This is a genomic window from Campylobacter sp. US55 (genome assembly GCF_004378955.1).
In the GTDB taxonomy this organism is placed as follows: Bacteria; Campylobacterota; Campylobacteria; order Campylobacterales; family Campylobacteraceae; genus Campylobacter_D; species Campylobacter_D jejuni.
Map to the genome: position 1 here is coordinate 107,552 of NZ_RYYF01000002.1, position 14,121 is coordinate 121,672.

The window sequence follows — 14,121 nt, forward strand, 5'->3', positions numbered from 1 at the left end:
AAATTCTAAATTTTTAGTTAGAATTCTAACAAAATAAAATTAAATAACAATTTATTTTGCTAGAATTAAAGCAAAGATTTAAAGGAAATTAAAGATGAAAAAAATCACTATCGCACATTCTCCTGATGCTGATGATATTTTTATGTATATGGCTATTAAATTTGGATGGATAGGGAATGATTTTGCTTATGAAAATACAGCTTTAGATATACAAACTTTAAATGAATTTGCTTTGAAAAATGAATTTGATGCTACGGCTATTTCTTTTGGACTTTATCCTTTAATCGCTTCTGAATACGCTCTTTTACGCACAGCAGTAAGTTTTGGCGAAGGTTATGGACCAAAGCTTATCAAAAAAAAAGATACACATTTAAAAAGAAATTTTAAAGTTGCTTTAAGTGGAGCAAATACCACCAATGCTTTAATTTTTCGTATAAAATATCCTGAAGCAAGAATTATTTATAAGAATTTTTTAGACATTGAAAATGCAGTTTTAAGTGGTGAAGTAGATGCAGGAGTTTTGATCCATGAAAGCATTTTAGAATTTGATCAAAGTCTTTGTGTAGAAGCAGAACTTTGGGATATATGGCTTGAATTTGCTAAAGAAAATTTACCTTTACCTTTAGGTGGAATGGCTTTGCGTCGCTCTTTGCCTTTAAGCGATGCGATTAAGATCGAAAGAGATTTAACCAATGCTGTAAAAATTGCCGATGCAAATCGTAAAATTTTAGCCCCCATGCTTATGGAAAGAAAACTTATCCGTGTTAATGAAGAAAAACTTAATACTTATCTTAATTTATATGCCAATAAAAACTCTATTAGCATGAATCAAACTCAACTTTTAGCTGTAGATACGCTTTTTAAACTAGGATATGATTATAAATTTTATGATAAAATCATACATGTAAATGATTATCTTATCCCTAGCGAATACGAAGAAGCTAGAAATTCTTAAAAAGGATAAAAATGGACGAAAGTACCTTAGTTGCTCTTGGAGTACAAACCTTTAAAATCACACTTTTACTTTCCTTGCCTATGCTTTTAGCAGGACTTATTGCAGGGCTTGTAATCAGTATTTTTCAAGCAACTACACAGATTAATGAAATGACACTTTCTTTTGTTCCTAAAATCATCTTGGTTGTGGTTATTTTAATCTTTTTAATGCCTTGGATGACTACGACTATGATTGATTTTACTGAGAATATACTAAATCAAATTCCAACTTTTATCAAATGATCATTGATTTTAAAAAATACTCTTCTGTGCGTATAGGAAATGAATTTGAAGTTTTAGTTTTGGATCAAATTTGTGATTTTGATGGTTTTTTAATAGGTGGTGCAAACAACCTTTTAGTTAGCCCAAAACCTAAAAATATAGGAATTTTAGGAGATGGTTTTGATTTTATACAAATTTTAGATCAAAATAAAGATTTTATACATCTTCGCATAGGCTGCAAAACAAAATCAAGCAAAATGTATCGCTTTGCTAAAGAAAATAATCTTAAGGGTTTTGAGTATTTAAGCAAAATTCCTGGCACACTTGGTGGGCTTTTGAAAATGAATGCAGGGCTTAAAGGAGAGTGCATCAGTCAAAATTTAATCAAAATTGCTACTTCTCAAGGCGAAATTCTAAGAGAAAATATAAATTTTGATTATCGTTTTTGTCCTTTAAATATGCCTTTTTTTTGGGCTGAATTTAAACTAAATTTTGGCTTTGATACCCTTAAAGATGAAGCTTTAAAAAATGCAAGAAGCAACCAACCTAGTGGAGCAAGCTTTGGCTCTATCTTTAAAAATCCAAAAAACGACTTTGCAGGACGTTTAATCGAAGCTGTAGGGCTTAAAGGCTTTAGTAAAGGAGATGCTATGTTAAGCGATAAACACGCAAATTTTTTAATCAATAAAAAAAATGCAAGTTTTGAAGATGCGTTTTTTCTTATCGAATTGGCTAGAAAAAAAGTCTTTGAAGAATTTGGCATAAACTTAGAAAATGAAGTGATTATTATCTAAAAATTTTTCAATATATCTTTAAATTAATTGATAGTTGATTTTAATTTTTTTATTTCATTATCTATAACACTAGCTAACATTTTTGGCATTTGATTTACAATATCTTGATAATTTTGTTTTGCATCTTGATCTTTTAATGTCAAATTTAATTCTGCATTTTTTGCTGCAAGAATTTTTCCATTCCTTGTAGAAATAATTTTAAAATTAACATTAGCCACACCCTCTTTACTAGTTGTGATAAAATAATTTGTAATATTTACATAAAAATCTTGCAAATTTACCACCACAACATAATCTGTAAATTTAGCATACATTTTAGCCTTATCTTTTTCTTGTGTTAAAAAAGGACTTACATTTATAAGTTTTGCATCTTTAGGGCTAAAATATGACAAAGTTTTAGGACTTTGATAAATACCATTTGCAACAGAATTAACCCAATTAAGCTTTAAACTTTGAATCAAATTTTTAGCAAATAATGTAGAAAATTCCTTATCACTCACCCTAAAACCATCTAAAAAATAACCAAAATTTTTCCTAGAAGTTAATACAATAGCAAAATCAATATCCTTATCTTTGGTGATTTGCGATTTTTTTTCAATTAAAGTAGAACTATCAAACAATGCTTTTTGTTGATTTAAATTTGGATTTGCAACATTTTGATTTAGATCTATTACTTCAAAGCTATCTGCGCTTTTTTCAATTTTAATAACCTTTTTCTGAGAAAAATTATTCGCTAAAAGATTAGAACTTAAAACTAAACTTAAAAACAAAATGAAACAATACCTCATCTTCATCCTTATAAACTATTTAAATATAAAATTATACTCTTTATTTTATAAAAAATCTTGTAAAAAATTCCTAGATGAAACACAAATAAAAGGACTGGATTTATAATTTAAAGGGTTATATAAAATGTATTTTTTAGAAAAATCGCCCATAAATCCTCCATTTTGATTAATCAAAAAATCTCCTGCTACAATATCCCAAATATTAAGCTTTTCAAATCTTTTATAAACTCCTGCCCTAGCCTCTAAAATAGCACAAAATTTCAATCCAGAGCCTATATTAATAGCTTCTAGTTGATACTCTTTTGCAAAGTCTTCATCTTCTTTGCTAAGATGATTAACACTCAATAAGGCTTTATATTTATTTTTCTCGTATTCTTGCTGGTCAATTTGCAAAGGTTTATCGTTTTTATAAACCTTGGTTTTTGCATGAGCATAGAATATATCACCTTTTGATGGATTTTGTATAAGCGATAAAACAGGGCGATTGTCATGAACCAAACTTATCATAACGCAAAATTCATCACTGCCTTTTAAAAAACCACTTGTTCCATCAAGAGGATCGATAAGCCAAAAAGTTTTTAATTCTTCACACTCTTCTTTGCTGAGTAATTTTTCTTCTGATAAAATTTTAATATCCGTAGAACCTAAAATATCATTTAGAATTTTATTAGAAGCAAGATCTGCTGATGTAAGCGGGCTTTTATCTTCTTTTTCCCAAGTTTTGAAATTTTTTCTCTCTTCTAAAATAGCTTTAGAAGCTTGATTGCTAGCATTTATAGCAATTTCTAAAAATTTATCAAGATTAAGCATGATTATAAGACTTTCTATAAGATTTTTTAAAATTATACAAGAAGATTTTGTGGAATTTTTAATTTCCACAAAAATTTTAATTAAACTTTACTAGTTTCACCCAAATAAAGTTGTCTTGGACGGACTATTTTAAGACTTTCTTGCTCTTTTTGTTCTATCCACTGAGCTATCCATCCTGGGGTGCGCCCTATAACAAATAAAGTAGCAAACATTTCATTTGGAATACCTAAGGCTTTTAAAATAAGTCCGCTATGAAAATCAACATTCGGATATAACCCTCTTTGAACAAAATAATCATCACTTAAAGCAATCTCTTCTATACGAGTTGCTACTTTAATAAGATTGGTATCAATATCCAACTCATCAATAAGTTGATCACGAAGTTTTTTAAGCACTTTTGCTCTAGGGTCAAAATTTTTATAAACCCTATGCCCAAAGCCCATCAAGCGGAAAGGATCATTTTTATCTTTAGCTCTTTTAATGAATTCATCTACCCTATCAACACTACCTATTTGCTCAAGCATTCTAATAACACCTTCATTAGCTCCACCATGTGCATGACCCCAAAGTGCACCAATACCTGCTGCTATACAGGCATAAGGATGAGCATGAGTTGAACCCACAGCACGAACCGTTGAAGTTGAAGCATTTTGCTCATGATCTGCATGAAGCATAAAAACTGTATCAAGTGCTTTTACTTCTATAGGTTTAAGCTCCACATGATCGTAAGGATAGGTTCTTAGCATATATAAGAAATTTTCTGTAAAACCACGATCTAAATTTGGATAAGCCATAGGAAAGCCATGTTTATATCTATAAGCGGTGGCGACTATAGTAGGGATTTTAGCGACTATTCTAGCTGCCATTTCCATATATTCTTCTTTTACATTCATGTTTAAATGATCAGGATAAAAAGCACTAAGCGATGAAACAGCACCTTGTAAAACTGCCATAGGATGAGCATTATCAGGGAAAGAATCAAAAAGACGATGCATACCTTCATGGATAAAAGAACGTTTTTTCATTTCATAACGAAACGCTTCAAGACGCGTAGCATCGGGTAGTTCTTTATAAAGTAAAAGATGAACCACATCTAAATAAAGTTTGTTTTCAGCAAGCCACTCTATAGGATAGCCACGGTGCATTAAGATCCCGTTTTCTCCATCAATATAAGTGATTTTTGATTTACAAGTAGCTGTAGAAGTCAAGCCCTCATCATAAGAAAACATTCCTGTTTGTTTATAAAAACTTGACATATCTACAACGCTTGGCCCAGTTGTACCATCATATATAGGAAATTCATAGCTTTTTCCATTTCTATTATCGGTTATAGTAACGGAATTTGACATTTTCGCTCCTTTTATTGTTGCTTTTATTAATTCTAACAAAAAAGGACGATTATGAGTTTTTTATTATTAAATTTTTAAGATTTTGTTTGCTTTTTTGAGTAAAAAAGTAACTTTCATTTTTTAGAATTAGAAAGAAATTTAATCATACTCATAACAATAATAGCCTCAAATAACGCTGTTAAAATAAGTGCTGAATAAAGCTTCTCATCAATAACCTTGCCCGAATAACCCAAAGTAGCTGTTGCTATAAGCAAGGTTAAAGGCATAGAATGACTAAGACCAAATAAAATCATATTTTTAAAACCAATTCTTTTTAAAAAAACACTTGCACATAAAATTCTTAAACCCACCATAACAAACATAAGTAAAAATGCTTGTAAAACGATTTTATAATCTAAAATCATTTTAAGATCAAAGGTTGAACCTATATGGATAAAAAAAATAGGGATCAAAAACCCGTGTCCAAAAGTAGAAAGCTTGTGCTCAAGATCTTTTTTATGATCAAAAAAAGTAGCTATAAATGAACCTGCTATAAAAGAACCAAGAACGATTTCAAGTTTTGTAATAACCATAGCAACAATGATCAGTATAAAAATGGCCATACAAAATCTTATATCTTTTTCATTTTTATCTTCCCATGGCATAAGCACAACTTTAAGCTGAGGATACCACCAAAAAAGCACACCAAGCATTTTAAATCCGAGTAAACAAAGCCCCAAAAAGATATTAAGATATAAAATACTTTGCGCTACATCAATAATATCTGTTCCTTCGCGCAAAAAAGCTCCCGCTATAGTCAAAAGCACAATAGAAATCACCTCAGCTAAAGTAGCCACTATCATAGCAATATTTAGCCAATAACACTCTTTTCCAAAATCCTTAAAAAGCAAAGATAAAAGCCCTACACTCATCACAGGTATAATGATAACAAATACTAAAGAAAGTCCAAAAATCCATACTATAAGAGAAGATAAAGCGTAAAGTAAAAAAATATAAAAAAAACTTTTTTTGACAACTTCTTTATCCATATTAAAAAAGGCTCTTAAATTTACCTCCATGCCCGCTATAAACATTAGATAATAAAAACCTACATTGGCTAAAAGTGCAAAATTTTCACTTTTTCCTATGAAACCAAAATATGCTATTATTGCCCCTAAAATAATTTCAGTAGCTGAAAGAGGCAAGCGTAAAATTTTTGCAATATGCGGAGAAAAAAGTAAGCATAAAGCTATAACAATAAGAATTTTTAGATCAATTAAACCTTGCGGATCAATGACACTCTGATGCAAAAGTAAATCCCATTTCTTTTAATTTTACTATATCTTGACTTGGTTCTTCACCTTTAGTGGTTAAATAATCCCCTATAACAATAGCCCCAGCACCTGCTTGAAAAATTTCATACTGCCTTTCTTGCAATACCACTTCACGCCCACCTGCTACCATTACCACGCTTTGCGGTAAAGCCTCTTTGGTGTCACGCACGATTTTTAAAGCTTCATCAGCACTAAGTCTTGGAACTTGTAGTTTTAAATTTTCATTGGCTATAAAAAAATTAATAGGCGTTGAAAAAGGCTGTAATTCTTGCAAAGATTTTCTAAAACTTAGCCTATCTTCTTCACTCTCACCCATACCATAAATTCCACCACAACAAAGCATAAGTCCTGATTCTTTAGCGTTTAAATTGGTTTGAAATCTACTTTCCCAAGTATGAGTGGTGCAAATTTGTGGAAAAAATTCCTTAGAAGTTTCAAGATTGTGATTATAAGAAAAAATTCCTGCTTTTTTAAGTTCTTTGAGTTGTTCCACGCTTGCCATACCATTACAGGCAATTAAAAGCAAATTAGGCACTTCTTTTTGCACAGCCTTAGCAGCCTCACAAACATACTCAAGCTTTTCATCATCAAGCCCAAGTCCTGCTGTAACCAAACAAAAACCCAAGGCTTCATTTTTCTTTGCCATTTTCGCTTCTAAAACGATTTGTGAAAGTTCTTTGCGACGATATTTTTGAATATCTGTTTTTACATGGGCACTTTGGGTACAGTATTTACAGTCTTCTGAACAATTTCCACTCGCTATATTTGAAATAGCACAAAGCATGATTTGCATTCTAATCCTTCATTTCTTTTTTGATTTTGCACTTTAAGCATTCTAAGAATGTACCTTTTTTAAGCTCTTTTATCACTAAAGTTTCGCCACACTCTTCGCATTTTTCTTCACTTGGTTTGTATTTGCTTATAAAATTGCATTTTGGATAAGCACTACAGCCATAAAATTTACCGCGTTTTGAAAAGCGTTCTACGATTTCACCTTTTTGACAACTTGGACAAGTAATACCTGTACCATTAGCTTTAGCTTTTGCGGCAGTATCTTCGCTTTCATTTTTACTTTCACTTTTTAAATTTCTTGAATACTTGCATTTTGGGAAATTTAAACACGCTACAAATTCTCCAAAACGCCCTTTTCTAATAGCAAGTTCCCCGCCGCAATCAGGACAACTTTCACCTAGTTTTGTGACAGTTTTTTGACTAGCAATTTTTGTTTTTCCTTCTTCGATTTTTCTCATAAAAGGATAGTAAAATTCTTTTAAAGTTTCTTGCCAGTCTGCCTTATCTTCTGCGATTTCATCTAAGGTATTTTCAAGGTTTGAAGTAAATTTACTATCTACTATATCGCTAAAATTTTTTTCAAGCACTTCGGTTACATTAAAAGCAACATCGCTAGGAATGAGTTGTTTTTTATCTATTTTTACATAATCACGGCTTGTAAGTATAGAAATGGTTGGCGCATAGGTAGAAGGACGACCTATGCCTAAACTTTCAAGTTTTTTTACAAGTCCTGCTTCTGAATACCTTGAAGGTGGTTCGGTAAAATGCGAGTTCATTTCTAAATTTTGTATTTTTAAATTTTCACCTATTTTAAAATTTGGTAAAATTTTATCCTTATCCATATCACCATAAACTTTATAATATCCATTAAAAAGGATTTTTCTACCGCTTATTTTAAAAACTGCTCTATCATTTTTTGCAAATACATTTTGAGTTTGAGAAATAGCAGGGTTCATCTGACAGGCTAAAAAGCGATTATAAATGAGTGTGTAAAGTTTTAGCTCATCTTTGTCCAAAAATTTGGCCGCAATTTCTGGAGCAAAACTTAAATTTGTAGGGCGTATAGCTTCATGAGCTTCTTGAGCACCTTTGGCTTTTGTAGTGTATACATTTGCTTTGCTTGGAAGATAGTCTTTGCCAAAATTTGCTTGTATGAATTTTCTTGCATTTTCTATAGCTTCTTTGGCTAAATTTAAACTATCGGTTCTCATGTAGGTAATAACCCCCATCACGCCTTCATGGGTATTTACTCCCTCATAGAGTTTTTGAGCTATCATCATGGTTTTTTTAGGGTTAAAACCAAGGCGATTGCTAGCACTTTGTTGCAAGGTTGAAGTCATAAAAGGAGGCGGTGGAGCGATTTTTCTTTCTTTGCTTTCAATGTCGCTTATAACATAAGCTTCATTTTTACAAGCCTCTAGTATAAGCTTAGCACGATCTTTGTTGGCAATGGTAAGTTTTTCTATCTTAGCTTTGTCAAACTCAACCAGTTCTGCATCTAAATCTTTTTGAAAAATCATATCTATACTAAAGTATTCTAGGGGTACAAAGGCACGAATTTCTTTTTCACGATCGACTATGATCTTTAAAGCCGCACTTTGAACACGCCCTGCGCTAAGCCCTCTTTGAATTTTTTGTCCCAATAAGGGGCTGAGTTTATATCCTACAATGCGATCTAAAAGGCGTCTAGTTTGCTGAGCATTTACAGAGTGCATATCTAATTTTCTTGGATTTTTTAAAGCATTTTCTATAGCGTTTTTAGTGATTTCATGAAAAACAATACGTGGTAAGGTGTTTTCATCTTTTCCTATAGCTTTTGCAATATGGTAGGCTATAGCCTCTCCTTCTCTATCCTCATCCGTTGCAAGATAAACTTCTTTGGCATCTTTGGCTTTGCTTTTAAGTTCTTTAACTAAGGCGCTATGATCACTTGTGATTCTATACTCAGGGATAAATTCATCATCTTCTATTTTAATCCCGAAGCTTGATTTAGGCAAATCTCTAATATGTCCTTTAGAAGCGATAACTTCATAATCTTTTCCCAAAAAATTTCCTATGGTTTTAGCTTTTGCAGGAGATTCTACTATGATTAAATTTTTCTTCATTTTGCACCCTTGTTAAATAAAAAGCTGAATTTAGCTAAAAATATTTAAAATTCTACTTATAAAATATATTTTAATCAAGCTAAAATATTTTAAAAACAAAACTATCATAACAAAATAAATAAAATATAATTTTAAGTAATTTTAAATACAAACCATAATTTTTAGAGTATAATAAAACAAAAAAGGCAAAAATTATGAATGGCAAAACTTATAAATTTCATCCAAATGACACGAAAATGGATAAAAAAATAATTCAAATTACTGAAAAGTCCGGATTTAAAGCGGCTGTGTTTTCTATGGCCGCTATGACTATGCTAGGAAGTGTGGTCATTTCATCTGCTCTGCCTGCTATCAACAGACATTTTGAAGAACTTTTAACCCAAAGTGGCGCTACTCTTGCTTCAAGTTTCACATTAGCCCATCTTGATATACTTGTTCGCTTAGTTTTAACCATCCCTGCTATTTTTGTTGTCATTTTATCTCCATTTGCTGGTATTTTAATGGATAAATTTGGCAAATTAAAATTCATTCTTCCAGCTATGGTGGTTTGGACTATTTCTGGAGTAAGTGGCTTTTTCTTAAATGATATTTATGCTATACTGACTTCAAGAGCTATTTTTGGTATGGCAACTGCTTTTATAATGACAGGTGCTTCGGCTTTACTTGGAGATTATTATAGTCGTGGTGGCTTTAATCGCAGAGAAAATGCTTTAAGTCTTCAAGGATTTTTTTGTGCGGTAGGGGGTGCTGTTTTTATTTCTATTGCAGGATTTGTTTCGAGTTATTCTTGGCGTTATCCTTTTTTAGTATATGGACTTGGAATTTTAATTACCTTAATGGCTATCATTTATCTTTTTGAACCTAGAAAATTTAAATTCTATAATCATACAAAAATAGAAGCAAAAACAAATTATTGGCAATTTTTCCCTATCTATTTTATAGGTTTTTTTATCATGGTAGTTTATTATATTTCGCCAACTCAACTTCCTTACTATATAGAAGAACATTTAGGATTGGATCCTAAATATATAGGTATTTCGATGTCTGTATCTGCACTATGTTATGGTTTTTTCTCTCTAAGCTATAGATATATTATAAAATTCTTAAGTATTAAAACTATCTATGTTTTAACTCTTTTTATCGTATCTTGTTCTTTTTTGCTGCTTTTTTTAGTAGATAGCTTTTTCACAGTTTTAATCACCTTAGCTTTGCTTGGAATGGGTGGAGGTATTATGCTTGTAAATAATACGGCTTATCTTTTTTCAATCTGTCCTGAAAATGCTCGCGCTAGGGCTTATGGAATTTTAGCAAGTTGTATATTTTTAGGACAATTTTTAAGTCCTATTATCTCTCAACCCATCGTTAGACAAATGGGTCTTGTAGATGCTTTTTTAATATGGTCAATAGTAATTTTTATAGTGTGCATTGTGTTTTTATTTTTAAAGCAAAAACCTAGGATAAATTAATTATATTCTTCATAATTTTTAATTAAACCTGATAAATTTAGGTTTAATTATCTAGGATTTACAAACTCTTTCTTAGAGTTTTATAATTATAATTTTTATCAAAGACAAGTTTTTCATTTTCCTTAACCTGCATTTTACCCTTGATATAAAAATACTCCTTATCACTGGTTTGAGTAAGAATAATATCAGCATCCATCATACAATTTTCCCTACCAATTTTCATCTTTTGAGTGATAGTGTATTTAGCACTTAGAGGATCTTCATTTTGAAGGACTAGCTCTCTTTTAAGATTGTGTTCTACTAAAACATCAATCTCATCAAATCTATAAACACCTTCGCCAAAAACTCCACCCACTCCATCGGTTATACAAGTGTAAGTATCGCTTAAAATATCATAAGTTATACTCCTATCTACCCTACCTTCTTTAAGCAAAGCAAGAGGAGTTAAAGGAGCGCTTTGAGCTTCTAAATTCACTTTATTGCTATCCTTGCCACTAAAAACAGGTAAAGCAAAATCGCATTCATTTAAATCCAAAGTCAAGGTCACATTTTCAGGCATAGGCCAAAACATAGGCCAAAAGGTTGTAGCCAAAGAAAGTCTTATCTTAGATCCCTTAGCAAAACGATGCCCACAACAATCAAGCCTTAGTTCTCTTTGGATCCATTCATTTTTTATTAAGGGTGTAAATTCACTTCTTTCTTTATTTAAGGCTAAATTTAAAACCCCATAGCTCACCCTTTGTACAAAGCCATCCTCCCTTACTTCACTAAGTTGTGCAAAAAGCATAGCTTTAGGCTTATCGCTATTTAATTTCACTTTTAACAAAGGATAACCTAAAACATCAAGCTCATCTTGCAAAATTTCACTTTCAAAAACCACAGCTAAACCATCATCTAATCTTTGATCTGCAGGACTTTCTCCCAAAACGGCTGCTCCCATCCACTCTCCAGCTAAAAGTCCATGATTTTGTGGGGTATTAATCTTAATGCTTTGCTTGCTTTTTTCTTGAGTGAGTCTATAAGGATTTAAAAAATAGGTATGATAATTTATATCCTTACTAGGATAACTTTCTAATCCCACAAAACGCCCTTTAACCTCACTCACTTTAGAACTAGGTTTTAAAGGATCTTCTATATAAGCTTGTATCATAGGACAATCAAGAACATCATTATCTTCATCTTTTAGCCATTTATCCCACCATTTTAAAGCTTCTTGTAAAAATCCCATAGCAGGAGCCGGAAAACCATCGTGCGGATAAACATGAGCCCAAGGGCCTATAATGGCTTTTCTTGGAACCTTTAAACCTTGCATGAGAGTAAAAACAGGATTGGTATAAGAATCAGCCCATCCATCTAAAGCAAAAACAGGTACTTGTATATCCTCATAATTTTCACTCACCGAGCCATGTTTCCAATACTTATCCTTTAAATTATGTTCCATCCATAAAGCAGGCCATAAAGGCATATTTTCAAGTCTATGAAGCCATTTCTCTCTTCCATTTGGATCGATTTTTGGATCTACAAAACGGGCTTGATAAGCAAGCATGATATTGCCCCACCAAAAATTATCATTGAGTAAGCACCCGCCTTTATAATGTATGTCTTCGTTATATCTATCATCGGTAAAACCCACTACTATAATGGCTTTTAAATTCTTAGGTCTTCTAGCAGCCACTTGTAAAGAATTAAAACCACCCCAAGACTTACCCATCATGCCTACTTTGCCATTGCACCATTCTTGTTTGACTATCCATTCTATAAGCTCTAAGGCATCATCTTGTTCTTGCTTTAAATACTCATCTCTTAAGAGTCCATCAGATTCCCCGCTGCCTCTCATATCCACTCTTACAACAACATAACCATTGCCTGCAAAATAGCCATGCATAGGTTCATCTCTTGTTCTTGTACCATCATTTTTTCTATAAGGAATGTATTCTAAAATAGCAGGAAGTTTTTCATCGGTTTGTGGAAGCCAAATTCTAGAAGAAAGCCTTGTGCCATCTTTTAAAGTGATCCAAATATTTTCTATCACTTTCACTTTAAATTTAAAATCTTTAATTATTTTCTTCATATTTTTTTCCTTTTTTATTGTATTTTTTTATCCAAAGCAAACAAAAAATAGCACCCATAATAGCCATAGCAATCATGATACTAAAATAGATATGAAAACCCTTTACTCCTTGATATTTATCAAGCAAATCTCCGGCTAAAACAGGTGCAAAAACTTCAGGCAAATATCCAAAAGTAGAAACTATACCTATGGCCATACCAGCTAAATGTACAGGAATTTTACCCTCGCTTAATAAAGAATAATAAATACTAAAATTAGAATACATAGCCACATAAACAATCACACAAGCTAAGGTTAAAGCCACCATTTGTATAAAACCACCCCAATAAGCACTAAACATTAAAAGCACCACTCCAAGTCCCATAGTTACAAAACCCACTAACATAACCTTAGCCTTTCCAAAACCATCAGCTACAAAACCACCTACTATAGAAGCAATGGGGCGTATATAAGAGGCTAAAACCGCTAAAATAGCTGCAAATACAGCAGAAGTGCCTATAACATTACTCGCATAAGGGGTAAAATAATAAAAACTCATATTGAAAAAATAAGTACAAAAAGTGATGGCCACCACAAGCCATAAAGCAGGATTTTTAATAAGAGATAAAAAATCACTCCATTTTAAATTTTCACTTTTCTCATGCTTACTCTCTTTTAAAAGAAAAAACAAAATCACTGCACTAATTATAGGAGCTAAAGAATAAAAAATGATAATCATCTCTATACCCTTAGAAGCTAAAGCCTTGGTTTGAAAATAGCCAAAAATAGCCGTAGCAATAGCTAAATGTATAGCGCTAACCACACCACGACCCCCTTCAAAGACCCCATAAGCTCTTGCTTGCTCTTGCTCGCTGGCTAAAGTGCGTATGATTTTCATCAAAGAAGGCCAAAAAGTAAGAAGCGAAGTAATACCCCAAAGCCCATAAATAATCATAAGAGCCTTAAGCGAAGTAAAATAAAGATGAAGCAAACCCCCACATCCTGTAGCCACCAAAGAAAAGATCAAAAGCTTCTTAGGAGCAAAACGATCTGCTAAATATCCACCCAAAGCATAAGAAAAAAGTCCTAACAAACCATAAGCACTACCTAATAAACCCATTTGAAAATTATCTAAATGATACAAAGCCATATAATCATCATAATAATACTTTCTAAAATAAGGCAAACCATAAATAATAGAGCCACAAAAAGAAAGCAAAATCAAAGTGAAAAAATTCTTTTTTAAAGTATTCTTCATGGCTGCTCCTAAACAAATCTAATTTTAGTATTACATATTTTTAGTATTTTTTAAAAAAATTAGAAAAATTTTAAAAGCTAATTTAAATTTTTGTAGATTATTTACACATTTGATAAAAATAAAACATACAAGAAAAAGAATAAAATAAAAAAATTATTTCAACAAGGAAAATTACCCTTGT

Annotated in this window: 12 protein-coding genes; 4 read left to right on the top strand and 8 right to left on the bottom strand. The window is 31.8% G+C overall.

Features of this window, described 5'->3' with window-relative positions; all coding sequences use genetic code 11:
- The first annotated feature begins 94 nt into the window (after positions 1-94).
- Genes ELQ07_RS02210 through ELQ07_RS02220 form a run of 3 tightly spaced genes read left to right on the top strand, consistent with a single transcriptional unit; the run spans position 95 to position 2,009 of the window.
- On the top strand, positions 95-955 hold the full coding sequence (locus ELQ07_RS02210) for a menaquinone biosynthesis family protein (RefSeq protein ID WP_052794989.1): 861 nt from the start codon (positions 95-97) through the stop codon (positions 953-955).
- A gap of 11 nt (positions 956-966) precedes the next feature.
- Positions 967-1,236 (top strand): flagellar biosynthesis protein FliQ, encoded by a 270-nt coding sequence (gene fliQ / locus ELQ07_RS02215; RefSeq protein WP_002851290.1) that lies wholly within the window; start codon positions 967-969, stop codon positions 1,234-1,236.
- Positions 1,233-2,009: a UDP-N-acetylmuramate dehydrogenase gene (locus ELQ07_RS02220; RefSeq protein WP_070316598.1), complete on the top strand. Its 777-nt coding sequence runs from the start codon at positions 1,233-1,235 to the stop codon at positions 2,007-2,009. The genes fliQ and ELQ07_RS02220 overlap by 4 nt, the downstream gene beginning before the upstream one ends.
- Before the next feature lie 23 nt (positions 2,010-2,032).
- On the opposite strand, the gene ELQ07_RS02225 is transcribed toward ELQ07_RS02220, so the two are convergent.
- The 6 genes from ELQ07_RS02225 to topA form a co-directional block, all read right to left on the bottom strand.
- Positions 2,033-2,803, bottom strand: a complete 771-nt coding sequence (locus ELQ07_RS02225) for a hypothetical protein (protein WP_079862121.1) — start codon at positions 2,801-2,803, stop codon at positions 2,033-2,035.
- Positions 2,804-2,842: 39 nt separating this feature from the next.
- Positions 2,843-3,607 carry a 3'(2'),5'-bisphosphate nucleotidase CysQ gene (locus tag ELQ07_RS02230; protein ID WP_044306343.1) on the bottom strand — a complete coding sequence of 255 codons (765 nt, stop codon included), beginning with the start codon at positions 3,605-3,607 and terminating at the stop codon, positions 2,843-2,845.
- Positions 3,608-3,687: 80 nt separating this feature from the next.
- Positions 3,688-4,956, bottom strand: a complete 1,269-nt coding sequence (locus ELQ07_RS02235; protein WP_070316600.1) for a citrate synthase — start codon at positions 4,954-4,956, stop codon at positions 3,688-3,690.
- A 113-nt stretch (positions 4,957-5,069) separates the two neighbouring features.
- On the bottom strand, positions 5,070-6,245 hold the full coding sequence (locus ELQ07_RS02240; protein ID WP_070300798.1) for a cation:proton antiporter: 1,176 nt from the start codon (positions 6,243-6,245) through the stop codon (positions 5,070-5,072).
- Positions 6,226-7,062, bottom strand: coding sequence for a biotin synthase (locus ELQ07_RS02245; RefSeq protein WP_134224666.1), 837 nt, complete (start codon positions 7,060-7,062; stop codon positions 6,226-6,228). Before ELQ07_RS02245 ends, ELQ07_RS02240 begins: the two co-directional genes overlap by 20 nt.
- Position 7,063: 1 nt before the next feature.
- Positions 7,064-9,166 carry a type I DNA topoisomerase gene (gene topA, locus ELQ07_RS02250; RefSeq protein WP_134224667.1) on the bottom strand — a complete coding sequence of 701 codons (2,103 nt, stop codon included), beginning with the start codon at positions 9,164-9,166 and terminating at the stop codon, positions 7,064-7,066.
- Between the two features lie 194 nt (positions 9,167-9,360).
- Here topA and ELQ07_RS02255 point away from each other — a divergent pair, with 194 nt between their 5' ends.
- Positions 9,361-10,632, top strand: a complete 1,272-nt coding sequence (locus ELQ07_RS02255; RefSeq protein ID WP_070316601.1) for an MFS transporter — start codon at positions 9,361-9,363, stop codon at positions 10,630-10,632.
- Between the two features lie 58 nt (positions 10,633-10,690).
- Here the strand turns inward: ELQ07_RS02255 and ELQ07_RS02260 are convergent, their stop codons facing one another.
- Both ELQ07_RS02260 and ELQ07_RS02265 read right to left on the bottom strand, forming a co-directional pair.
- Positions 10,691-12,703 carry a CocE/NonD family hydrolase gene (locus ELQ07_RS02260; protein ID WP_134224668.1) on the bottom strand — a complete coding sequence of 671 codons (2,013 nt, stop codon included), beginning with the start codon at positions 12,701-12,703 and terminating at the stop codon, positions 10,691-10,693.
- Positions 12,687-13,940: an MFS transporter gene (locus ELQ07_RS02265; protein WP_070316603.1), complete on the bottom strand. Its 1,254-nt coding sequence runs from the start codon at positions 13,938-13,940 to the stop codon at positions 12,687-12,689. The genes ELQ07_RS02260 and ELQ07_RS02265 overlap by 17 nt, the downstream gene beginning before the upstream one ends.
- Positions 13,941-14,121: the final 181 nt, after the last annotated feature.